General features: G+C 40.4%; 24 protein-coding genes. 11 read left to right on the top strand and 13 right to left on the bottom strand.

Annotated elements, in window-relative coordinates:
- Nucleotides 1-12: 12 nt before the first annotated feature.
- The 4 genes from nusB to CSB87_RS09030 all read right to left on the bottom strand — a co-directional run bounded on the left by nusB (nucleotide 13) and on the right by CSB87_RS09030 (nucleotide 3,616).
- On the bottom strand, nucleotides 13-462 hold the full coding sequence (gene nusB / locus CSB87_RS09045) for a transcription antitermination factor NusB (protein ID WP_002053850.1): 450 nt from the start codon (nucleotides 460-462) through the stop codon (nucleotides 13-15).
- Between the two features lie 3 nt (nucleotides 463-465).
- A complete protein-coding gene (gene ribE, locus CSB87_RS09040) occupies nucleotides 466-936 on the bottom strand; it encodes a 6,7-dimethyl-8-ribityllumazine synthase (protein WP_001007829.1) in 471 nt (156 codons plus the stop codon).
- 11 nt (nucleotides 937-947) lie between these two features.
- The gene (gene ribBA / locus CSB87_RS09035; RefSeq protein WP_002053756.1) at nucleotides 948-2,069 is read right to left on the bottom strand and encodes a bifunctional 3,4-dihydroxy-2-butanone-4-phosphate synthase/GTP cyclohydrolase II; all 1,122 of its coding nucleotides are present in this window, start codon (nucleotides 2,067-2,069) and stop codon (nucleotides 948-950) included.
- A gap of 239 nt (nucleotides 2,070-2,308) precedes the next feature.
- Nucleotides 2,309-3,616 (bottom strand): hypothetical protein, encoded by a 1,308-nt coding sequence (locus CSB87_RS09030; protein ID WP_079377159.1) that lies wholly within the window; start codon nucleotides 3,614-3,616, stop codon nucleotides 2,309-2,311.
- A gap of 59 nt (nucleotides 3,617-3,675) precedes the next feature.
- Between CSB87_RS09030 and serB the strand changes: the two genes are divergently transcribed.
- The 3 genes from serB to CSB87_RS09010 all read left to right on the top strand — a co-directional run bounded on the left by serB (nucleotide 3,676) and on the right by CSB87_RS09010 (nucleotide 6,378).
- A complete protein-coding gene (gene serB, locus CSB87_RS09025) occupies nucleotides 3,676-4,899 on the top strand; it encodes a phosphoserine phosphatase SerB (RefSeq protein WP_004711408.1) in 1,224 nt (407 codons plus the stop codon).
- A gap of 410 nt (nucleotides 4,900-5,309) precedes the next feature.
- Entirely contained in the window at nucleotides 5,310-5,645 is a 336-nt protein-coding gene (aciT, locus tag CSB87_RS09015) for a ciprofloxacin tolerance protein AciT (RefSeq protein WP_002054010.1), read from the top strand.
- 253 nt (nucleotides 5,646-5,898) lie between these two features.
- Complete coding sequence (locus CSB87_RS09010; RefSeq protein ID WP_023188054.1) at nucleotides 5,899-6,378, top strand: hypothetical protein; 480 nt, start codon at nucleotides 5,899-5,901, stop codon at nucleotides 6,376-6,378.
- 40 nt (nucleotides 6,379-6,418) lie between these two features.
- On the opposite strand, the gene dtd is transcribed toward CSB87_RS09010, so the two are convergent.
- Nucleotides 6,419-6,862: a D-aminoacyl-tRNA deacylase gene (gene dtd / locus CSB87_RS09005; RefSeq protein WP_001202028.1), complete on the bottom strand. Its 444-nt coding sequence runs from the start codon at nucleotides 6,860-6,862 to the stop codon at nucleotides 6,419-6,421.
- A 168-nt stretch (nucleotides 6,863-7,030) separates the two neighbouring features.
- Here dtd and pncB point away from each other — a divergent pair, with 168 nt between their 5' ends.
- The 5 genes from pncB (at nucleotide 7,031) to CSB87_RS08980 (ending at nucleotide 11,887) form a co-directional block, all read left to right on the top strand.
- Nucleotides 7,031-8,245: a nicotinate phosphoribosyltransferase gene (gene pncB, locus CSB87_RS09000; protein ID WP_004884968.1), complete on the top strand. Its 1,215-nt coding sequence runs from the start codon at nucleotides 7,031-7,033 to the stop codon at nucleotides 8,243-8,245.
- A gap of 150 nt (nucleotides 8,246-8,395) precedes the next feature.
- Nucleotides 8,396-9,244 (top strand): sulfurtransferase, encoded by an 849-nt coding sequence (locus tag CSB87_RS08995; RefSeq protein ID WP_023188055.1) that lies wholly within the window; start codon nucleotides 8,396-8,398, stop codon nucleotides 9,242-9,244.
- The gene (asd, locus tag CSB87_RS08990; protein WP_004884964.1) at nucleotides 9,241-10,092 is read left to right on the top strand and encodes an archaetidylserine decarboxylase; all 852 of its coding nucleotides are present in this window, start codon (nucleotides 9,241-9,243) and stop codon (nucleotides 10,090-10,092) included. Before CSB87_RS08995 ends, asd begins: the two co-directional genes overlap by 4 nt.
- 136 nt (nucleotides 10,093-10,228) lie before the next feature.
- On the top strand, nucleotides 10,229-10,648 hold the full coding sequence (locus tag CSB87_RS08985; protein ID WP_004884961.1) for a hypothetical protein: 420 nt from the start codon (nucleotides 10,229-10,231) through the stop codon (nucleotides 10,646-10,648).
- Nucleotides 10,649-10,690: 42 nt separating this feature from the next.
- On the top strand, nucleotides 10,691-11,887 hold the full coding sequence (locus tag CSB87_RS08980; protein WP_004884960.1) for an alpha/beta fold hydrolase: 1,197 nt from the start codon (nucleotides 10,691-10,693) through the stop codon (nucleotides 11,885-11,887).
- 67 nt (nucleotides 11,888-11,954) lie between these two features.
- Here the strand turns inward: CSB87_RS08980 and phoR are convergent, their stop codons facing one another.
- The 3 genes from phoR to CSB87_RS08965 all read right to left on the bottom strand — a co-directional run bounded on the left by phoR (nucleotide 11,955) and on the right by CSB87_RS08965 (nucleotide 14,960).
- Nucleotides 11,955-13,313, bottom strand: a complete 1,359-nt coding sequence (gene phoR / locus CSB87_RS08975) for a phosphate regulon sensor histidine kinase PhoR (protein ID WP_002053999.1) — start codon at nucleotides 13,311-13,313, stop codon at nucleotides 11,955-11,957.
- Nucleotides 13,314-13,322: 9 nt separating this feature from the next.
- Complete coding sequence (gene phoB / locus CSB87_RS08970) at nucleotides 13,323-14,033, bottom strand: phosphate regulon transcriptional regulator PhoB (protein ID WP_000650776.1); 711 nt, start codon at nucleotides 14,031-14,033, stop codon at nucleotides 13,323-13,325.
- Nucleotides 14,034-14,288: 255 nt separating this feature from the next.
- A complete protein-coding gene (locus CSB87_RS08965; RefSeq protein ID WP_002053829.1) occupies nucleotides 14,289-14,960 on the bottom strand; it encodes a TetR/AcrR family transcriptional regulator in 672 nt (223 codons plus the stop codon).
- 196 nt (nucleotides 14,961-15,156) lie between these two features.
- Here CSB87_RS08965 and CSB87_RS08960 point away from each other — a divergent pair, with 196 nt between their 5' ends.
- Nucleotides 15,157-15,990 carry an SDR family NAD(P)-dependent oxidoreductase gene (locus CSB87_RS08960; protein WP_002053911.1) on the top strand — a complete coding sequence of 278 codons (834 nt, stop codon included), beginning with the start codon at nucleotides 15,157-15,159 and terminating at the stop codon, nucleotides 15,988-15,990.
- Nucleotides 15,991-16,045: 55 nt separating this feature from the next.
- Here CSB87_RS08960 and CSB87_RS08955 read toward each other — a convergent pair whose 3' ends face one another.
- The 5 genes from CSB87_RS08955 to CSB87_RS08935 form a co-directional block, all read right to left on the bottom strand.
- Nucleotides 16,046-17,413, bottom strand: a complete 1,368-nt coding sequence (locus CSB87_RS08955) for an MATE family efflux transporter (protein WP_004884956.1) — start codon at nucleotides 17,411-17,413, stop codon at nucleotides 16,046-16,048.
- Nucleotides 17,414-17,518: 105 nt separating this feature from the next.
- On the bottom strand, nucleotides 17,519-18,673 hold the full coding sequence (locus CSB87_RS08950; protein ID WP_004884954.1) for a pyridoxal phosphate-dependent aminotransferase: 1,155 nt from the start codon (nucleotides 18,671-18,673) through the stop codon (nucleotides 17,519-17,521).
- 27 nt (nucleotides 18,674-18,700) lie between these two features.
- The gene (locus tag CSB87_RS08945) at nucleotides 18,701-20,011 is read right to left on the bottom strand and encodes a DUF445 domain-containing protein (protein WP_004884953.1); all 1,311 of its coding nucleotides are present in this window, start codon (nucleotides 20,009-20,011) and stop codon (nucleotides 18,701-18,703) included.
- A gap of 13 nt (nucleotides 20,012-20,024) precedes the next feature.
- Entirely contained in the window at nucleotides 20,025-20,588 is a 564-nt protein-coding gene (locus tag CSB87_RS08940) for a CC0125/CC1285 family lipoprotein (RefSeq protein ID WP_004884951.1), read from the bottom strand.
- Nucleotides 20,589-20,646: 58 nt separating this feature from the next.
- Nucleotides 20,647-21,186: a DUF924 family protein gene (locus CSB87_RS08935; RefSeq protein WP_004884950.1), complete on the bottom strand. Its 540-nt coding sequence runs from the start codon at nucleotides 21,184-21,186 to the stop codon at nucleotides 20,647-20,649.
- 168 nt (nucleotides 21,187-21,354) lie between these two features.
- On the opposite strand from CSB87_RS08935, the gene gshA reads away from it, so the two are divergent.
- Together gshA and CSB87_RS08925 are read left to right on the top strand one after the other, a co-directional pair.
- Nucleotides 21,355-22,932: a glutamate--cysteine ligase gene (gene gshA / locus CSB87_RS08930; RefSeq protein WP_002053847.1), complete on the top strand. Its 1,578-nt coding sequence runs from the start codon at nucleotides 21,355-21,357 to the stop codon at nucleotides 22,930-22,932.
- A 14-nt stretch (nucleotides 22,933-22,946) separates the two neighbouring features.
- The gene (locus CSB87_RS08925; RefSeq protein WP_002053747.1) at nucleotides 22,947-23,462 is read left to right on the top strand and encodes a disulfide bond formation protein B; all 516 of its coding nucleotides are present in this window, start codon (nucleotides 22,947-22,949) and stop codon (nucleotides 23,460-23,462) included.
- Nucleotides 23,463-23,551 lie beyond the last annotated feature (89 nt).

Genomic DNA, 23,551 nt, shown 5'->3' with positions numbered 1-23,551 from the left:
ACACCAAGCCTATTAGTTTGCTTGTTGTTTTTCTGCGCTACGCAGTGTCGAACTTAGGCGGTCTAATACACCATTGATGTATTTATGACTGTCTGCTCCGCCAAAATGTTTAGCGAGTTCGATTGCTTCATCAAGTACCACACGATATGGAATTTCTAAATGATCACGTAACTCGTAAGCACCTAAACGTAAAGTCGCAAGCTCTACACCATCAAGTGCGTCAATTTCACGGTCAAGTACCGGAATAAGTAACGCATCAAGGTCTTCGTGCTGAGCGATGACTTGAGTAAGTAGTTCGTGATAATAGCTTAAGTCGACCTTGTGCATTGCATTTTCAGCACGGGTACGTGCTTCAATTTCGTGTACAGGGTTGTGACTCATTTGCCATTCATAAATACCTTGTACAGCAAAACGACGTGCTTTACGTTTTGCTGCATAAGCGGCTTGCAGTGTTTGAGACATGCTTTAAATTGCCTTTAATAAATTAACCATTTCAATTGCAGTTAAAGCAGCTTCGCTACCTTTGTTTCCTGCTTTTGTACCTGAGCGTTCGATTGCTTGCTCGATGCTGTCAGTAGTTAATACACCATTGATAACAGGCAAGCTGCTTTCTAACGCAACTACACCTAAACCTTTTGCACATTCACCAGCAACAAAGTCAAAGTGAGGTGTGCTACCGCGAATCACTGCACCAAGAGCAATGATGGCGTCAAACTGGTTTGATGTAGCTAATTTTTTAGCAACGATCGGGAGTTCCCAAGCGCCAGGAGCGTGAATAACAGTAATGTTATCTTCATTTACGCCGTGACGTTTTAATGTGTCGATCGCGCCTTCCAATAAGTGTTCAACAACAAAGCTGTTGAAACGACCCACTAAAATCGCATAACGACCTTCGCTTGCGAGATGTAATAAACCTTCAATACGGCGAATTGCCATAGCAACCTCGATTATTTCGTTGTGATTTGATCAGCAGTGACATATTCCACTACTTCTAAATTAAAGCCAGATAAGGCATTGAAACGTAATGGTGAGCTCAGAAGCTTCATTTTTTCAACACCTAAATCACGCAAAATTTGAGCACCTACACCAATCGTTTGATATTGATGTGAAAGTGCTGCATTGGATTTCACCGGTTTTGGCTTGTTTAAATCATCCAACGCTGGTCCCAAGTCTTGCAAATGATCTTGTCCGATCCAGACTAAAACGCCGCGGTCACTTGCTGCGATTGTCTGTAGTGCACGGTCAAGATTCCAAGCAGGTTCGCCGTCAGCCTTATTCAGCTTAAGCAAATCACGAATTGGGCTGAAACCGTGTACACGTACCGTTGTAACACCTTCTTTTGGCTCGCCTTTAACTAAAGCCAAATGAATGTCCGGGTTACCGATCTCGCGATAGCGATAGAGCTCAAATGATCCGTATTCTGTTTGAATCGTTTTTTGATCCAGACGTTCTACAGTTTGCTCATTCGTCATACGGTAGTGAATTAAGTCGGCAATTGTACCAATTTTTAGGCCATGCTTCTCGGCAAAAATTTCTAAATCTGCACGGCGTGCCATTGTGCCATCTTCATTGATGATTTCACAAATGACAGATGCAGGTTCAAAGCCCGCTAGACGTGTTAAATCACAGCCTGCTTCGGTATGACCTGCGCGGTGTAATACACCACCTGGCTGAGCCATGAGTGGGAAAATGTGGCCCGGTTGTACGATATCGCTTGGTTTTGCATGCGCTGCAACAGCCGTTTGAATTGTATGTGCACGCTCTGCTGCTGAAATACCCGTTGTAATACCTTCAGCTGCTTCGATCGATAACGTAAAGTTTGTACTATGCTGAGCGCCATTTTGATCAACCATCAAAGGAAGATTTAACTGTTTACAGCGCTCACGGCTTAACGTTAGGCAAACTAGACCACGTGCATGTGTAATCATGAAGTTAATATCTTCAGGACGAACATGCGTTGCTGCCATGACAAGATCACCTTCATTTTCGCGATCTTCGTCATCCATCAAAATAACCATTTTGCCTGCACGAATATCGGCGACAAGATCTTCAACACGACTCAGCGGCATTCGCTTTCACCTTTTTTTGTCGTAAGACAATTTCTATTGAATAAATTTCGCATAGTTTACGCTGTTTATAGAATTTTGCCTATGATTCTGATTTATCCAAATTTATAACGAGACATAATAGATCTGGATTTATTTATCTGAATAAATCATAAGAGAATAAAATTATTTAAACTAAATACCATGAATTTAAATAAAAAAAACCTAGCCTTTTGGCTAGGTTTAAATGCGCACAATGACTTTTAAGAAGCTGCACTACTTGGGCTATCATTTTGTGGAATTGATTTTTTGCCCATCAAAATTTCAGTTCGAATATTTTGCGCAAGCTCTGCACATTCAGCATTCATGCCGTTAATCATAAATGCATGGCGAGTCATGACATTACTTGGGTTTGGCATAGCAACAAGCTGATAGCTGTCTTGAATCGCTTTAAGCTGATCATTATCAAGATAAAGTGCAGACTCTTTCGCATGAAGATGTTGTGCTAAACGCTGAGCAGCTTCTTTAGCATCAATTTGCATTGCTTCTACAGCATGACACACGGCACTACGGGTTTGCAGTGCAAAGCGTTTATCTTCACGGTAACGCTTATATAAAACGTCTGACAGTAATTGGAACACTGTACCTACCATAAGTAGGCACTCTACAGCGTGTGCATGTGAAGTTGAGATTGCGAGTGTTGCGCCTTCGGCATGGAACTCATCTACTACCTCAATATCTGTAGACTTTAAATGATAATGCTTCGTGCATAGCTCAATACTTTTATTTAAAAAGAGCTGACAAAGTTTAAAGTAAGGAACAGAAACAGACTGGTTAACGCTACTTAACAACTGTTTAGGGTCATAAAACTGAATATTAAGTGCCAAGGTATCTTGATCTGGAGACTCAGCGCTTTTTTCTGGTTGTGTACGAACCAGTGGTTTAGCTTTAGCTTGCTGCTGAGCTTGTGCGACCAAGGTCACTGTATTTTGCTTTTCTAGTGCGAGTGCTTGAGTTAACTCTTGAATCTCATGTTTTAAACGATTTTCTTCGTTAATACGGGCCAAGTATTCGCTACGGGTTGGACGAGCGATAGCACGGTAAGCAAGCCATAATAAAATATGTAGGAACAGTGAAGCTAAAATCGCAAGCCATTGGGTACGAAGAATTTCCCCAATACTTGGTTGAATAAGCGTAATTTCAATAGAACCGACTTTCTTCTCGTTTTGAAGAGCATCACGAACAAAAATTTCACCTTCGCGAGTTTTTGACATGCCGCTTGTTGCCAAAACTTGTTTATTGGCATCAAGAATACGGATAGATGCCACACTTGGATTGGTCGCATAGCGATTGGCAATAAGCGCCAAAGATACCGTATTGGCAGGCTCAAGCTCAGATAAGCTGTCTGCTACGAGTTGACTGGTCATGAGCTGACCTTGACTCGCACGGTTTTCATTGAGCTGGTGTGTCGTTGCAATCACCAATAAAAAGGTATGCAATGCAAAACTAATGATCAGTAGGCTAGCAAATAGCCCTTGTCTAGGCGCAATCAAGTTAAACTTCCAAGGCAATTATATTGAAATTCGATTATGATTCTTACAATAGTTGTCACTCAGACTAGAGTCAATTCATGCGAGAAATCATTCTTATATCCTTTTTAGGACCGGACCAACCAAACCAGTTTACCCGATTAATGCAAGTACTATCCGTACATTCATTGCAAATACTGGATGTAGGTCAGGCCGTTATTCATAATCAACTGACATTGGGCATCGTGGTCGCCTCTGAAAATGAAACTGCGACAGCGTTGGCAATGAAAGAGATTTTGATTTTAGCACATGATATTGGCTTAACAGTGCGCTTTAAACCAATCTCGGGCACAGAATACGATCAATGGGTAAGCGAAGGTGGACGAACCCGTTATATCGTCACTGCTTTAGCGCCTGAACTGACTGCTGCACATTTACAAGCAGTTACACAAATTGTGTCTACACAAGGCTTTAACATTGAAACTGTCACCCGTTTATCGGGCCGTGTAGACCTTGAAAAAGACAGTACCTTGCCTCGTCGTGCTTGCGTACAGTTTGGTTTAAGCAGTGGTCCAACTTTAGATGCACAAGCGATGCGTGCTGCTTGTTTACTTCTTTCAAGCGAATTAAATATTGATGTTGCTGTTCAAGAAGACAACGCTTATCGACGTAATCGCCGTTTAGTGTGTTTCGATATGGATTCAACTTTAATTGAACAAGAAGTGATTGATGAATTGGCGCTTGAAGCAGGGGTAGGCGCGCAAGTTGCTGAAATTACTGAAAGAGCAATGCAAGGTGAGTTGGACTTCCAACAAAGTTTCCGTGCACGTGTTGCATTATTAAAGGGTCTTGATGCATCTGTTTTACCTAAAATCGCTGAGCGTTTGACCATTACTGAAGGTGCGGAACGCCTTATTTCGACTTTAAAAGCACTTGGATATAAAACGGCAATTTTATCTGGTGGTTTCCAGTATTTTGCTGAATATTTACAAGCTAAATTAGGTATTGATGAAGTTCATGCCAACGTTTTAGATGTACAAGATGGCGTTGTAACAGGTGAAGTAAAAGGTGTAATTGTTGATGGTGCGCGTAAAGCAGAGTTGCTGCGTGAGCTTGCCAACAAACTTGGTATTTCACTAGAACAGGCAATGGCTGTCGGCGATGGCGCAAATGATTTACCGATGCTTGCGATTGCGGGTCTTGGCGTGGCATATCGTGCTAAACCGCTTGTTCGTCAAAATGCCAATCAGGCGATTTCAAGCGTTGGGTTAGATGGTGTCTTGTATTTACTCGGTATGCATGACAAAGATTTAAGCCGTGCCTAAATAATACTGAACAATCATTAAGCGCTGCTCAAGAGTAGCGCTTTTTTTATGCAGAATAGTCATAAAAACAAGCAAGTTATGACAAAATGATGCACAGAAAAAAGGCAATAAAAAAAACTGAAAAAAACTTATTTTGAGGCAAAAAAAACAGCATAGTTTTTTGTAATGACACGCCAGAATTGACGCCATATAGGAAGTAGAACTTTTTTAAATTTGCAAAAATGTAATGACAAAAGAATGTTGCGACAAAGTATGTCGCTTCGACAAATAACAGGTCTTTTTTTCTAAAAAAAAACATCCATAATGCTTTCTAAGCTTCAACACAAATCATGAATTAAAGTTGTTTTTGGAATGAGGTCTGGTGTTCAGACCGAATGTTTTTAGACGTTTTCATTAAGACGGAGGTTTCTATGGTAACAGCGAATTTTGCCGCTATCGCCGGACTCAGCTTAATTGCTGTCGCGCTTGTTGCTGTGTTCTTTTCTCCTTACCGTCGTTGGCTTGGTTTTATGCTTGCAGGGATGTTTTTTTGGGGGCTATTGGAAGTGGTCCGTTTTGGAGTTCAAGTCACTTTTGAAATGCCAGTCACATATAGTTATTTAACTGCACTAAGTCTAGCGATGGTAATGGTCACATTTATTTTATTACGTGAGGATAAACAGGCACAGAAGGCTTTGGCAAATCGCCAATATATAGAACATACGCCAGTATATGAAGATGATCAGCAGCAATGTTCTAGCCGATAATTAAATTGTTATCTAACGGTAAAAAGGTATGCACAGCATGCCTTTTTTATTTACGAAAACATGATTTTTATTATACAAAGCATTTATTAAAAAATAGCCAGTTATGCTACGATAGGCTGGTCTGTTGACGTTTCATATATAGATTGCGTTGCCAATTAGAATATCATCAGTCGATGCACAAAACAGGCAATGGGGAGCCCTTGCTGAGTTTTGCCCCAAGGTTTTCATAAAAATACAATAGGCGTGAATGTTCATGAAACTTTCTTCTATACCTGTAGTCAAGTTACCACTTGTTGATGTCAGTACAGACCCGTTAGATTTATTGGTAGCAGGTTTGGCACTGCGTATGAAACAGTTGGCACGTACAAGTCCTAAGTTTATTGAGCTAGTGCATGACCGCGCATTCCGCATTCAAATTGGTACTGATTTAGGTGTGGCTCGCCAAATTATTATTAATCATGGCCATATCGATACAGTCGCTGGCTCACCTGAAAAAGCTGACTTTATTTTGCAGTTTGCAGATAGTAAACAAGGTGTAAAAACCTTACTCAAAGGCGACCCAACTGCATTCATGACGGGTATGCAAGAGGGTAGTATCAAAATGGAAGGCGATTTCAGCCTACTTGTTTGGTTTAACCAGGCAGCTAAATTGATTCCACCAAAATTACCTAAACCAGTAAAAGATAAAGTACGTCAGGCGCGTGCCTTTATTAAAGAAAAGACTGGTCGTTAGGACTTAAAAAAAAAACTCCCGATCGGGAGTTTTTTTATATCTATGCTTCAACTTCTAAATTGAAAGTAACTGGTCCATCATTAATGAGGTGTACTTTCATATCAGCAGCAAAAATACCTGTTTGAACATTTTCAAACTGTGAACGGGTATATTCAACCAACTGTTCATAGAGTGCTTTTGCGTCGCTCGGTGGCATGGCTGGACCAAAGTCTGGACGTAAGCCTTTTTGGGTTTGTGCCATGAGCGTGAACTGAGAGACAAGCAGGACTCCGCCATTTGCTTGAGATACATTCCAGCCCATTTTGCCTTGCTCATCATCAAAAATACGATATTTCAAAATCTTATCGATAAGCTTTTGACCTATGGCTAAAGTATCGTCTCGGCCAATTCCTAAAAAAACCAATAAGCCATTCTGGATTTCACCGGTCGTTTCACCGTCTACCACCACTTTAGCTTCAAGAACTCGTTGTATTAAAGCGCGCATTGTTAGAGAGAGTTTCTGCAATTATTTGAATTGATGCAGTTTAGCAGAAATTAATTTAAATGATTTTTAAAAGGAAATTTCATGGAGTTGCAACAATGGTATAAAAGCTCATAATTCATCTATAAAAATATGCTTTAATGCTAAGAAGCAAGCGAATAATCATTGACTATGTCTCCAATTATCCATTCTTTACTTGATACAGACTTGTACAAATTTACGATGCTACAAGTGGTTTTGCATAAATTCCCGCAAACACATAGTGTCTACCATTTTCGTTGCAGAAATTTAGAAGATACTGTTTATCCATTAGTGGATATTTTGGATGGCTTAAACGAGCAACTCGACCATTTATGTAATCTCAAATATAAAGAAGACGAATTACAATATTTAAGAAAATTACGCTTTATTAAAAGCGACTTTGTCGATTATTTAGAATTATTCCAACTTAAACGACGTTTTATTCAGGCCAGTATTGATAATGAAGGTCGACTAGATATTCGGATTGAAGGGCCAATGGTTCAGGCCATGATGTTTGAGATTTTTGTTTTAGCGATTGTAAATGAATTATATTTTAGCCGCATTAAAACAGACGAAGTTTGGGCGGAAGGCGAACGACGTTTACAAGCAAAGCTTGAATTGATTCAGCAGTACGAAAAATCTCAACAGCCGAATGACCCTCCATTTTTAGTTTCTGATTTTGGTACACGCCGTCGCTATAGTTTTGAATGGCAAAAACATGTAGTTGCTGCATTTCATAAAACTGTGCCAAATGTATTCCGTGGAACAAGTAATGTTTTGCTGGCTAAAGAATTAAATATCACGCCAATTGGAACCATGGCACATGAATTCTTGCAGGCGTTTCAGGCGCTTGATGTCCGTTTACGTGATTTTCAAAAAGCTGCTTTAGAAACATGGGTTCAAGAATATCGTGGAGACTTGGGAATCGCTTTGACCGACGTTGTTGGTATGGACGCTTTCTTACGTGATTTTGACCTGTATTTTGCCAAACTATTTGATGGCTTACGTCATGACAGTGGTGACCCATATGAATGGGGTGATAAGGCTTATGCGCACTACCGTAAATTAAAAATTGACACCAAAACCAAAATGTTGACTTTTAGTGATGGCCTTAATTTGCCAAAGGCTTGGGAGCTACATCAATATTTCAAAGACCGTTTTCAGGTGAGTTTCGGTATTGGTACGAATTTGACCAATGACATGGGCCAAACACCGCTCAATATTGTATTGAAACTGGTTGAGTGTAATGGTCAGTCGGTTGCCAAAATTTCGGATAGCCCTGGCAAAACCATGACTGATAACGATACGTTCTTGGCTTATTTACGTCAGGTTTTCCAAATTGAAGAACTTGATGAAGCTGTTTAATCACAATGTAGTCTGACAGTTTGGCAGCTACTTAACGCTTGTGAATGTTTATATCTGATTTTCTGCTAAACGGTAGCAGAAAATCAGAGTTTGATAGATATAAGCTTATGCTAAGATGAAATTAAGCTGGTATAAAAAGTAACCATGACGATGACACTCCCTGATTTTAAACTCGATTTATTAATAGAAGCAGAAGAGTTAGTGCCTTATTTAGGCAATGAATATATCCGTATTGTAGATTTGAGCCGTGCATCAGTTTATGAGCAGCTCCATATTCCACATGCAATTCATTTACAGCCTAAATGGTTGGTCGTTCAGCATGAAGAAGCCACTGGTATTTTGCCAGATGAAGCAGGTTTACAAGCCCTCATTGAAAAATTAAATATTTCACCAAATCACCATGTGGTGGTCTACGATGATGAAGGTGGAGCATGGGCAGGACGTTTAATCTGGAATTTGCATTGCTTAGGATTTACACGTACGAGTTTAATTAATGGCGGTATTCATGCATGGCTTGGGGCAGGTTTACCGACTACAGCTGAGGTTGAAGAACTGCCTCGAGTTGATGATTTAATCCAGATTGATTTATCACATGCTGCACAGTTCCGAGTGAACTATGAAGAATTACGTAAACAGGTTGAACAAGAAAGCATTCAATTGTGGGATTGCAGAACGATTGATGAGTACAGCGGTGTTCGTTTAGCAGCGCGACGCGGTGGTCACATCCCAAATGCACTCCATTTTGAATGGAGTACTGCACTTAATCGACAAAATCATCTAAAATTGCATCCGCTTGAACGCACGCGGCAGCGTCTTGAACAACTTGGGTTCGATTTAAAACAACCTGTAGTCGTATACTGCCAGTCACATCACCGTTCTGGTTTGGCCTATATTTTGGCTAGACTTTTGGGTTGGGAAGCAAAAGCCTATGATGGTGCGTGGAGTGAATGGGGCAATCGCCTCGATAGTCCTATCATTACTGGAGAATCGCCGTCTTGAGTTTTACATCTCGCTTAAAAAAAGAATTATTTATTAAGGCACAAAATCTTGTTCCTCAGCATCAGTTAAGCCGTGTGGTGGGTAAAGTTGCTGCAAGTGAAAATCCGGTATTAAAAGCTGCGGTTATTCATGCATTTAAAACCAAATACGGTATTGACTTGTCGATTGCTGAACAAGGCAATGCACTTAAATATAAATCTTTTAATGATTTCTTTACTCGTGCATTGAAAGATGGCGTACGACTGGTTGATGAAAACCCAGATAGTATTGTTTCACCAGCAGATGGCGCAATTTCACAAATTGGTAAAATTACTGCTGGCGAAGTTTTTCAGGCAAAAGGCCAAAGTTTCTCTGTAGAAAAATTAATTGGTGACCCACAACTTGCTCAACCTTTCCAAGAAGGTGAGTTTGCAACGGTTTATTTGTCTCCACGCGATTATCACCGTGTTCATATGCCATTTTCAGGCACATTAACTGAAACTTTATATGTACCGGGTGAGTTATTTTCAGTAAATCAGGTGACTGCTGAAAATGTACCGGGTTTATTTGCCCGTAATGAGCGTATGGTTTGCTTGTTTGATACTGAGCTTGGTCGTATGGCCGTTGTTTTGGTCGGCGCTATGATTGTTGCAGGTATTGAAACTGTAGCAACAGGTAAAGTAAAACCATCGGGTCGTATCGAATTACAACATCATCAGTTGAAGCTAGAGAAAGGTGCGGAGCTTGGTCGTTTTTATTTGGGTTCTACTGCTATTATTTTATTTGAAAAAGATAAAATCGAGTGGGAAAAACGTTTTAAAGCCGAGTCAGTTGTTGTGATGGGCGAACGTATGGGCCACACGATTTAACTCATAAATAATATAAAAAAGAGAGCATCTGCTCTCTTTTTTTATACACATTTTTATAATTAACTATATTTTTAAATATAATGTTTATCAGTAAATAAATTTTCAACTCATTATAAATACTTACTAAGAGAATAAAATGTCCCCAACTCCTATCATTAGCCTATATTTTGCTTCGGTTTTGACTTTTGTGGCCGCGTTACTTCATTTTATTTGTGTGTTTTGGGGAGCAAATGGTTTTCGGTTTTTGGGGGCTGGGAAAAGTATTGTTCAGATGGTCGAAAAAGGGCATTGGTACCCAAATTTTATGGCTATAGCTGTAGGTTTTATTCTTTGTATTTTTTCTTTTTATGCTTTTTGCGCAGCAACTCGTTTTATGAATTTACCATTTGAAAAAATGATTATTTCTCTAGTTGCCATTCCATTTATTTTGCGTGGTTTGGCATTTCCATGGTTAAAGGCTAGATTTAGTGGAAATAGTGATCTATTTTGGTATGTGAGTTCTTTCATTTGCCTCTTGTTGGGTTCGTTATATGCAATAGGGGCATATTCTTTATAAGTTCAATTTGAAATGATGATTAGAAAGTAGAGGAGTAATCCCTTGATTAGAAAAAGTAATTCTTTATTAAAATTTTTATTGAGCAGTATTTGTTTGGCATCCGGTTCTGCTATGGCTACTCCAATGACAAATTTGAGTAAGCAAATAGTGAGTGAAAAACCGGGTTCTATACTGTCCATCGAACAACAAGATGTGACGAGTTTATTTCCTCATGCAGATCAACGTTTGCTGGTCAATTATCGTAGTCGAGGTGTGAATGGTGAACCTATCGTTGCCTCAGCATTTATTTTATTACCAAAAGGAACGCCTCCAAAAAATGGCTGGCCTATACTGGCTTGGGCGCATGGCACGACCGGAGTTGCTGACACCTGTGCACCTTCTGGTGACTATGTAGGTGGCCCTGTTCATTCTTATCAAGAAGTTGCTTCCAAAGCTTTAGATTCTTGGCTTGCACGCGGCTATGCGGTCGTTGCACCCGATTATCAGGGATTAGGTACGCTAGGTGCACATCCTTATATGAATGCCAAGAGCCAACTGCACACGGTGGTAGATGCCGTACGAGCGTTACATGCAGTTAAGCCAAAAGATTTTAATAAACAATGGCTAGTGATGGGCCATAGCCAAGGCGGAGCTGCTGCTATTGCCGTGGCGGCTTATGGGCAAAAAGATGCACCTGAACTAGATTTAAAAGGAGCGATTGCGCTTGCGCCAGGTGGCTATCAATATGAAGGCATTGCAGAGTATGTAAAAACTAATCCAAACCCAGAACCTAGCGTGGCAGCTTTCTTCCCGATTGTGTTATTGGGAGCGCAAGCAGCAGAACCAAGTATTGTCCCTGAAAATTTAGTTAGTCCCGAAATGAACACTGTGCTAACGCAAGCACGTAGCCGCTGTTTATCTGAACTTCAATCTGACTTGAAGAAATCTCCTTCTAGTATATTTAAAGCTAATGCAGATTTAAGACCTCTTTTGACTTATCTGAAGCAACAGTCCATTGAAAATATGGTGCCTACCGTACCATTAATGATCGTACAAGGTTCTAAAGATCATTTGGTTGACCCGAGAGGGACATATGCTTATTACCAACAGCTATGCAAATCAAAAAAGCCAACTATTTATCAAACAATTGATGGGGGAGATCATCGCGATGCACTGCGTCAGAGTAGTACTTTTGCCACCAACTTTTTAAATGTTATAGAGAAAAATCAGACTAAATCTTATTGCTTTAATTTTAAATAAATAGTTTGAAATGTGACAAAAAAGCCGACTTTTCAAGAGTCGGCTTTTTATATGTGAGAAGGCAACTTTAGGTCATGTTATATAGTCTTTCTTTTGGAAAAACTGCGGTAAAGGTTGACCCTTCATTTTCTTTAGATTGCACATCTAAATAAGCACCGTGCTGCATCAGTACATGTTTTACAATCGCAAGGCCTAAACCCGTTCCACCTGTTTGGCGACTACGGTCACTATCTACGCGATAAAAGCGTTCGGTCAGACGCGGTAAATGTTTCGGGTTAATCCCGATACCGGTATCTTGTACGCTAAAGTAAGCATGTTCACCGTCATCATGCCAGCCAATGGTAATGGTTCCACCTTTGGGTGTGTATTTAATGGCATTGGTAATTAAATTACTAAATGCGCTGGCAATTTCCATGTCGGAACCAATCAGGTCACAGTGGCTATCAATATGCAAATTGAGTGTGTGGCCATAATCGGCATTGTAGGCCTGAGCATCATCAAACAGTTGATTCATTAAGCTCGGCATTTCAATAATCTGATTTTTTGCAATTTTTTTGTTGTTTTCTAAATTTGATAACAGCAATAAATCATTCACTAACGCATTCATACGTTTTGTTTGTGATTGCATTTGGTCAAATGCACGTTTCCAGCGTGGGCTGATATCTTCTTGGTCGGTAAATGTTTCGATATAGCCGCTCAGTACAGTTAAGGGGGTGCGAAGCTCATGCGAAATATTATCGACGAAGTCTTTACGCATTTGCTCAAGGTTGTGCATACGCGTTACGTCGTAAGCTACAAGTAAGCGACTTTCTCCACCGAACCGTGTGAGCTTAACCTGTACATAACGGTCATCATCAAGATTAGAATGGAGTTTAATCCCATCGGGCGCTTGATCAATATTGTTAAAATATTCAATAAAAGTAGGCTGACGCAAAATAGTTAATAAGTTGCGACCACGGTCAAGTGGACTAATTCCCAGTAAACGCTCTGCGGCTGGGTTCCACCATTCGATTTGATGTTGATCATCAATTAAAACAACTGCCTCAGCTAGGGCAACTAAAGAAGATTGGGCACGGTCAATTAGCCCAACCATTTCGGCCTGAACAATTCGTTCCTGACGCTGAGCACGATACACATTAAATAATAATGCCCCCCAAATACCACTTAGGTTGGGAGGAACATCGTAAGGATTGTTGGCAATCCAGTCATTCACCAAATATAAAGAACGTAACTGGAGCGCAAAAAACACCACGAAAGCGATAAAAATACAGCTCCAGAAATACCCAACCCCTAAACCGACTAAACCTGCAATAATCAGGAAAAATAATAAAAGTCGTAAATCTTGTTTAGCAAACGTCCACAAACTACTGTAACGGGAAAGCTTTTGTTCACGTACCTGTTCAGGGACGGGGTAAGGTTCATACATAAATTTTGGTTAACCTGCGGCTAAATCTGCACGTGTAGAGAAACGATAACCTGTACCACGTACGGTTTGAACAAATCGGTCAACACCAAAAGGTTCTAACACTTTACGCAAACGACGGATATGTACATCGATGGTACGGTCTTCGATGTATACATTACCGCCCCACACCTGATCGAGCAACTGGGCACGTGTATATGCACGTTCTGGATGGGTCATAAAAAATGCAAGCAAGCGATATTCTGTTGGCCCCATATCTAAAATGCTGTTACCAAAGCTCACGCGTTGGCTTACAGGATCAAGAATTAAACCATTGGCATCAATGGTTTTTTCACCGCTTAGCGCATTTGCACGGCGTAAAACAGCTTTAATACGAGAAACCAGTTCACGTGTTGAAAATGGCTTAGTCATATAATCGTCTGCACCGGCATCTAGACCTTGTACTTTGTGGTCTTCCTCACCGCGCGCAGTCAGCATAATGACTGGAATTTCTGCTAGGTTTTCATCGCGTTTTAAGCGGCGGCATAAATCCACACCACTTACGCCTCCAGGTAACATCCAATCAAGCAAGATAAGTGCTGGACGTTGGTCGACGATAATTTGATGGGCCTGTTTGGCATCTTCAGCCTGTAAACATTGAAAGCCTGCCATATCCAAAGAAGTATGGATCATTTCACGAATAGGAAGCTCATCATCGACAATTAAAATATAGTCATCTTTCACAGCGTAATACCTTGTAGATTTTAACGGTGAACCGTTTTGTAGTTATGACAGGCTTATTACAAAGATTAATTATGACAATTTCATTGCAGAAAAGTCTATAAAATCGAATTTAGCAATAATTTGTGACAAAAATACGGCAAGCACATGACCGAATGATGACAGGGATGCATAAATTTTCTTAAAGCCATTCAATATGTTAACAGTTTGCTTCCTGCTAGGTTTTTAGCCTGAAAGCAGTGTCAAAAAACTTTAATATTATTTTGAAACTTGTGCCAACAAAGACAAGAAAACGATACGGCAGGCTGTTAAAACTTGTTCAAGAGACTGCTCAAAGCCACCCATGACCCATCGAATCGCAATTTGAGTCACATATCCGTTTAAGCCCGTTGCAATTAAAGAGAGCTCATTTTCCTTGTGCTGTATTTGCGGCATGGTCAGCATAACGAACGCTTGAATCATACGGTCAAACTGGGCAAGGGTTTCCTGAATGGTGGCCTGATTATGTAATTCCTGAACCAAAACGGCATCCACATAGACGATACGAGCTAAACGAGGGTCATCTTTTAAGGTTGTCAGTAGCGCTCTCAACCCTGCATCGACCATTTTTTCTGGATCTGGTGCAGCCTTAATCACAGCTTGCATTAAGTTTTGCTGTAATTCTTCAATCATTTTTAAAAAGATAGTTTGGAATAAATCCTCACTCTTTTTAAATGATTCATAAAAATAACGTTCAGTGAGTTTTGCTTCTTGGCAGACATCTTTTACCGTCACTGAAAAAAAGCCAAGGGTTCCATAAGTCGCAATACCGGCTTCAATGAGTTTTTCGCGGCGTGCCTCTTTACGCTCAGAAAGAGATAATCCTTTGAACTGGCGTTCTTTACCCGCAGTTTTTGTTTTCTTTTTATTGGTTGAGTCGTTTGTCGCCATAAATAAATGGTTTCCTGATTTTTCGGTTTTTCAGCAAGTTTGAGGCTTATGATAAAGCCGTCAGCAGAATTGTGCCAATCTATCTGAAATTACAGTGTACTATATTGACAATGAATATTGTCAAAATTATATTAAAAGAGTCTAAAGTGCACATGCAATGAACCGGTTGTGCAAATCGAAAAACAAAGGATGGACAATGAAAAATTTTAAAAACAAAGTCGCTGCAATCACAGGTGCAGGTTCTGGCATTGGGCAACAATTAGCAATTCTGTTGGCGAAACAAGGCTGCCATCTTTCATTAAGTGATATTAATGAAAAGGGTTTAGAGAAAACTGTTGAGCTATTAAAACCGTACAGTAATATTACTGTAACAACTAAAAAGTTGGATGTTTCTGATCGTGAAGCGGTAAAGCAGTGGGCACAGGAAACCGTTCAAGATCATGGCTCTGTTAATCTCATTTTTAACAATGCTGGTGTCGCTTTAGGTTCAACTGTAGAAGGCGCAAGCTACGAAGATTTAGAGTGGATTGTTGGAATTAATTTTTGGGGCGTGGTTTACGGTACCAAAGAATTTTTACCGTTCATTAAGCAAACTCAAGATGGGCACATTATTAACATTTCGAGCTTATTTGGTTTAACAGCTCAGCCAACTCAGTCTGGCTATAATGCAACCAAATTTGCGGTGCGTGGATTTACCGAATCGTTACGCCAAGAGTTAGACATTGAAAAATGTGGCGTAAGTTCGCTATGTGTACATCCGGGAGGCATTCGCACCAATATTGCTAAAGCTGCAAAAATGAATGACAGTTTGAGTAGTTTGGGTATGGACCCAGCTAAATCTATTCAAAACTTTGATAAATTCCTACGTACTCCACCAGAAGAAGCAGCTCGTCAAATTCTAGATGCCGTTTTGAAAAATAAACGTCGTTTATTGATTGGTAGTGATGCAAAATTTCTTGATGCACTTCAGCGTTTGTTCCCAACTGGATATCAACGTGCTTCAACCGTGGTAACCAAATGGATGAAATAAGATTTAAATTAAAAAAGCCATCAATTGATGGCTTTTTTATAAGGCTTAAGCTGTTTTAAATAAGAACTTTGATCTTCTTTTTCTTCCAGATAAACTGGTAATACAAGCCTTGAACGATACAAAGGCTCACAAATGCCAAGGCATAAGCAATCCAGATTCCTTTAAGCCCCCACATTGAGCTAAACCAGTAAGCGCATGGGATTTCAATTAACAAAATAGCCGAGATATTTAACAGCATTGGGACGGTAACTGTACCGCTGGCCCGCATGATTGATGCAAAAATAGCACCTGCACCAAAAAATAAAATTGCCCAAAGTACAATAAATAAGAGCTGCTGTCCTAATACCACCACAGTTGGGTCGGTAATGAATAAGGCCATCAAATATTTTGAAAATAGATAGCCAAGTGCAATTAACACACCTGTGAATAAAAAGTTCATGCCTAAAGCTGTGCGGGTAACACGTGCGACTAAGTCTGACTTACCTGCACCAATTGCTTGAGCTGCAAAAATTGAAGCAGCAATTGAGATAGACAAAGCAGGGAACTGAATATAGTTGAGTACTTGGTTCACGGCACCATAGGCAGCTGTGGCATGAGCACCAAAGCGGTTAACTAAACCTACAATCACGAGTCCCGCCATAGAGGTGGTAATCATTTGAATACCAGTTGGCACACCCAGACGTAAAATAATTTTGCTCAATTCTGGGTTGTGGCGGATATGCTGCAAAAGTTGGCGGTTCGGTCGAAGTGGGTGCTTTTTCTTATTTAGATAAATCGCAAGAAAAATTAAGATAGCTACATAACCCGTAATTGTTGCGATTGCTGGAGCAATAATCCCTAGAGCGGGTAAACCAAAATAACCTTTAAGTAAGATCGGTGTAATCACTAAACCAATTACACTGGTTAAAGCCAGCGCCAGTAAAGGGGTAGTGCTGTCACCTACACCACGTAAAATTGAGGTATAGATAATATAAACAAATAGAAGTGGGCTACCTGCGAGCATCCATTGCACATAAGGTAAAGACAGATGCATTACCTTTGGATCAGTGCCTAAAAGCTCTAAAATATCATGGGCAAAAAATACACCAATAATCGCTGTAATGATTCCACCAATGATGGTCATAAAAAGAGTAGAACCCACCACACTTTGAACTTTTTCAATATTTTGAGCACCCCATGCTTGCCCTACTAACACGGTGGTACCTGTCGAAATTCCGATAATAAAAGCGAGCAGCAAGAATAAAATAGGGAAAAAAACAGAGACTGCGGCAATTGCATCGACACCCATCATTTGTCCAACGAAGATGGTATTAATGGTGCCAGATAAATTTTGCAAGATATTGGTAGCAATGAGCGGCAATAAGAAAACAAAAAATGTTTTCCATAGATTTTGCTGATGTATTAAAGACTGTCTTGGTGGCATGTGTTCTCCATCGCCCATCTCTTTGATGAGCGGGGCGGACATTCAACTTAGCATATTTAGTTGAAATTTCTTGTAGTGTTTTACTATGCTAAGTTTCTAAATTTATTAACATTCATTCAAGATTTCTCCTGCTTTTTGCAATGTTTCATCATTTTTAGCAAAGCAGAAACGAATCAGGCGTAAAGACTCAGGTGCTTGTTGGTAAAACACTGAAACAGGAATAGCCACAATTTTATGTTGCTCGGCAAGAAACTGGCACATTTCAACATCGTTTAAGTCGGGTCTAATCTGACTGTAATCAAGGTTTTGGAAATAAGTCCCTTGAGATGGTTTAAATAAAAAACGACTATTGTGAATTGCCTGATTAAAACGATCTCGTTTAGTCTGATAAAACTGTGAAAGTTCCTGAATATGTTCTGGATGTTGCTGCATATATTGCGCAAGCGCAATCTGACAAGGGGTCGTACCACAGAAATTTGCATATTGATAAATTTGCCGGAATAGACGCATTAATTCAGGTGCAGCAACACAGTAACCGGTTTTCCAGCCTGTCACATGAAAGGTTTTTCCAAAAGAGCCAATCACAAAACTACGTTCTCTAAGCTCTGGAAAATGCAACGCGCTAAAGTGCTGTTGACCATCAAAAACTAAGTGTTCATAGACTTCGTCGGATAAAACCAAAATATTTTTATCTTGAATCAGTTCAATAAGTTCTAACCAGTCCTGTTTTTCCCAAATGGTGCCAGTTGGATTGTGGGGTGTATTCACCACAATCATACGGGTTTTATCGTTAATCAAATCTTTAACTTGTTGCCAGTTCACTTTAAAGTCAGGTGCTTGTAGAGCAATACGAACAGCTTTACCGCCTGCTAACTCGACAGAAGGTCCATAGCTGTCATAACTCGGATCAAAAATAATGACTTCATCACCTGCATTGATGCAGGCTTGTATGGCACAGAAAATTGCTATGGTCGCGCCAGGGGTGATTGTGATTTCTGTGATAGGGTCAAGTTGAATTTGATCACGCTGCTGAAACTGTAAAGCGAGCTGTTCACGTAGCGCGAGAATGCCATCACCAGGTGGGTACTGGTTATGTCCAGCCAAAGTTGCCTGAGCTAAAGCTTCGAGCAAAGCAGGCGGTGCAGGAAAATCCGGGAAACCTTGTGAAAGGTTAAGTGCACCTAAGCGCTGTGCCATTGCCGTCATGGTACTAAAAATAGTTACCCCTTGTGCGGGCAATTTTGACTGAAGCTGTAGCATGTTATTCTCTTAAGATAATTATTAACGTTATAAAATCGATTCAATCGCTGCGCGAATTACACCTAGAGTTAAACCGATAAATGCACCGACCACAACACCGTTGACACGAATCATGTGTAAGTCACCACCGACTTCGTTTTCAATTTTTCCAATCATTTCACGTGAGTCCCATTCATGAATGCGCTCACTCACATAGCGTATGATTTTATGGCTATATTGGTCCGTAAAGTTCATGGCAAGTCCTGTCATTTCTTTGTTGAGAACTTCACGAACTTTTACATTTTGGACAAGGTTTTCACCCAACTGCTGAATGGCAGCTCTGAGGTTCATTGCAATACCAGAGTCTTCTTTCATTAAATCTTCTTTAATGGCATCACACAAAATAGTGACAGCACCACTAATGAAATTTAGAACTTGAGGGCTATCTAGTAGCGCATCTTTACCGCTATTTAAACGTTGACTGGCAACACTATCAGGATTTGCTAGCTCCAGCATAAGCGAATGGGCAATAGTTTCAATTTCCTGTCGCCATGGGTGCTCGTGGTCGGCCAGCATGGATTCTACTTTTTCCACCAATGAATCGATGGTGCGCTGCTGAACATCAATACCAATCCAGCTTGCACCTTTTGCAAGTGACCAGACACCCAGTGCTTTAAACATTTTTCGGGTTAATTCACGAGTTTTATCTGGGTTTTGTACCACCCACTCATGCGCGATATCGAGACCACGCTGCAATACATCTTGGTGGAAATCATTCTCCAATACTGCACGCAGCATTTCACTCGCAAGTTTATTGACTTGAGTGTTACGCACCCATTGCACACTGTTGTTTTGCACGAAATTGGCAATTTGTTCTTGGCTCACAAATTCAAAAACTTTAGGTACAGTTTGCTGAATAAGCTGTACCACTTGCGTATTGTTTTGTGGGCTTGCTAGCCATTGACCAATGGCAAGGCTTAGGTCAGTTTTTTCTAAGCTTCGCTCTACCACTTGAGGTGACAGAAAGTTTTCCTGCACAAAGCGGCCCATTGACTCTGCAATACGGGCCTTATTGCGCGGAATAATTTCGGTATGATCCCGCAAAAATTTAGGGATAGGAAGCTTACCAAATGGGTTTCGAAACAAAACGGTAATCGCATACCAGTCTGCTAGTCCACCCACTACGCCAGCTTCCGCACCTAACATCAAAATATGAATTAAGTTTGTATACTCAGGCAGAAAGCGATTGGCAATCAATAACCCAATCCACAGCACTACTACAATAACAAGCGCCATGGTAGCGAAATATTTGCTGCGCTTCAGATTGGGTGCATGGTGTACTTCTTCTGCCATATTCATACAGTCATCCTATTCATTTTTGTTTTACTGGCGGTTCAGGCGGTGGTAACAACTCTCCTGTCGGACTTAAGCCATATTTTTGTCCGATGGATTTGAGAATTAACGTTGCATCAAAAGCGTCTTGAGGGGCCTGCTTTTGATCCCGATAACATTCAATAGTATACGACACTTGAACAGGGTCGATATTGACCACTTGTGGGAAATCATAGAACGGATCATGCCAGAAACCCGGATAACGACGCCCATAACCATACGGATAAAAACTCGGTGCAGCTGGATAAACCACAGCCTGACGAGGTGGTTTTTGGCTTTGATTACTTGGGTCATTTTGTACTTTAAAAAAGCGGAAGCCTTTTTGTACGGTCGTTTGTGCTGATTTCACTAAAGTAATTTCTTCAGCTGTTCCATAGCTCATGTTTGAGTCAGCTTGGAAACTGATTCGAAACGTTTGAGCATTTAACGGATAGGCTGAAAACTGGCCAAGCTGATCGAAGGTTTTTGGTTTGCTTGGTATAGTTGAACAAGCACTTAGAGTTAAGGCAGTGCCTAAAGCTAAACAAAGAGAGAGATATTTCATGGTGAACTCCCAGCTGAGCATGGAAGAATGGATGACTCAGCATTAAAAAAGAGAAGTCTTAAAAACTACTGTTCGGTTCTAGTAAAAATTCGGTTTCCTCTGGTGTTGAAACACGTCCAAGGATGGCATTGCGATGAGGATAACGTCCAAAGCGATCAATAATCACTTTATGCTTTTTCTCAAAGCTTAAATTAATTTCATTGCCGAGGCGTTGAAATAATTTTAAAGCAAACTCATGGATCAATTTTGATTCACTATGCATAAATGGCATATACAAAAATGAGCGCTGGTCAGGATTAAGCTGTGCATCGAGTTGTAAGCTAATTGCTTCTTGTGACAGAGCTAAAGCGAGGCTGTCATATGCAAAAGATTCAGGTTGATCACGATAAATGTTGCGAGAAAACTGATCTAGCACAATAATCTCTGCAAGACGACCTTCTGGGGTTTTCCGCCAAGACCAAAGTTCTGCTCGAGTTGCCTGCCGATGAACATCTGCAAATTGATCACGGATTTTTTTGTCAAAATCATCACTTTTTGCAAACCAAAGTGAACGGTGTTCAGGTGAAAACCAGAAGTTTAAAATGTCTTGATCGTTCATGATATTGACAACTCTTTAGCAATTATTCTTCAATAAAATCACAATTCTTTCGTGTCTTAAATAACAAGATTGTGATAAAAATTGCCAAACCGAAATGATGTGATCATATCAATATCCATATCATGTCACGATTTTGTATATAGTGATCTTTTATAAGCGAGCAAATGCATGAGTCAACCCACTACACCATCTCAATCAGTTATTCCTGCTTGGGTGGATTCGTCGCTACTACAAGGCATGTTACGTGGAATAGAACGTGAAAGCCTACGTATGCAAAGTAATGGGTTCTTATCACAAGAGTTACATCCAAAGGCATTAGGTTCAGCTTTAACACATCCGAAAATCACCACAGATTATTCTGAAGCGTTAATGGAGTTTATTACCTCACCACAGCCAACCATTGAGGATGCCCTACATGAGCTCACCGATATTCATGCCGTTGTGCATCGTCATTTAGAAAATGGTGAAAAGCTTTGGCCCTTGTCTATGCCATGTATGCTAGATGACAATGAAGAACGAATTCGATTAGCTCAATACGGTACTTCTAATATTGGTCGTTTTAAGACACTTTATCGCCGTGGTTTGGGTATTCGTTATGGTCGCCGTATGCAGACCATTTCGGGCGTCCACTATAATTTATCTTTCCCTGATTCACTTTTTTCTGCCTTGCAGGAACATGAAACTGACGAAAAATTAAAAGCACTCAGTCTGCAAGATTATCGTAGCCACCGTTATTTTGGGCTTATTCGTAACTTTATTCGTTTAACGCCACTGGTTATGTTCTTAGTCGGGGCGAGTCCATCGGTTTGTCGTTGTTTCTTGACCGGACATGAACATCATTTGTTGCCTTTAATCAAAGGGTCATACTATTTACCGTATGCTACAGCATTACGGATGGGACGTTTAGGCTACCAGAACTCGGCACAAAAAAGTTTAGGTATCCATTACAACAACTTATCTGGTTATCTGGCTGGTTTACAAAAAGCAGTACATTCTCCTTACCCGCCATTTAGCCGTTTAGGGTTAAATGATGCCTCTGGTGAACCGTTGCAAATTAATGATCATGTTTTACAGATCGAGAATGAATATTACAGTCTCGTGCGTCCAAAACAGGTCCCGCACGCGGGAGAAACACCGTCTCAAGCCTTGAAAAATCGAGGAGTGGGTTATGTTGAACTTCGTGCAGTGGATGTAAATCCATATTCACCAATTGGTGTAAATGAAACAACAGCTGGTTTTCTTGAGGCTCTGGCGCTTTATTGCTTGCTCAGTGATAGCCCTGAGTTGTTATGTCCCGAGCAAGATTTGATTGAGAAGAACCAGACAGAAGTGGTCAATCGTGGCCGAGCGCCAAATGCGACGATTACTGATTTAAACGGGTCTTACCATATTGAAGATTGGGCACGTCAGCACATTTCTAATATGCAGGACTGTGCCAAGTTACTCGATCAGACCTATGCGACAGATCTGTACAGCTCGGCTTTGACCGTGATGCAAGAACGTATTGATGAAGTAGATGAAACACTATCTGCGCATGTGATTGATGACACGTTAAAGCATGGTGGAACCTGGAGCTTTGGCAGTCATATGGCACAGATGCATGCTGAAAGTTATGAAAAGCATGAAATCAGTGCAGAGACTTTGCAATATTTTGAACAATTGGCTGCACAATCTTTACAGCAGCAAGAACAACTTGAACAAGATAGTCAGATCAGTTTTGATCAATATCTTGAACAATATAGATAAAAATGAGGTTTTACATGCGATTAAGTTACCGTTTGGTGAGTGGACTGCTTGTACTGGCAAGCATTGTCGGCATGTCTTTTGCGTTATATTTGGAACATGTAAAAGGGTTAGAGCCATGTCCGCTCTGTATTTTTCAACGTGTTGGCTTAATGGCAATGGGGTTTGTGGCGCTCATTGCATTTTTGCATAACCCAGTTTCTAATGCGATTAAACGCTTCTATGCATTTTTAGCAGGCATTGCAATTTTATGGTCAGTGGGCGTGGCAGGCCGTCATGTTTGGTTACAGCATTTACCACCAGACCAAGTACCAAGTTGTGGACCAGGTTTAAATTATTTAATCGATGCATTACCCATGAAAGCAGTTTTACAAGAAGTGCTTTCTGGTTCAGGTGAGTGTGCTGCAATTGACTGGACTTTTTTAGGTCAGTCTTTACCAGTATGGTCTTTGGTTTATTTCCTTTTACTTTTACTGGTTTGTTTATGGCAGTTATTCCGTTTTTATCCGGCATTTAAGACTGCTAAAAAGTGAATTTAATATGATTAAAAAAAGCCCAACTTAAGTTGGGCTTTTTTTAATCATATTCGAACAAGTGAAAATATAAGAAAAATTGATAGAAA

The organism is Acinetobacter sp. AR_0276 (assembly GCF_003000705.1).
Classification (GTDB): Bacteria; Pseudomonadota; Gammaproteobacteria; order Pseudomonadales; family Moraxellaceae; genus Acinetobacter; species Acinetobacter nosocomialis.
The sequence above is the reverse complement of the archived record's forward strand: the minus strand, read 5'-3'. Positions and strand labels throughout refer to the sequence as shown.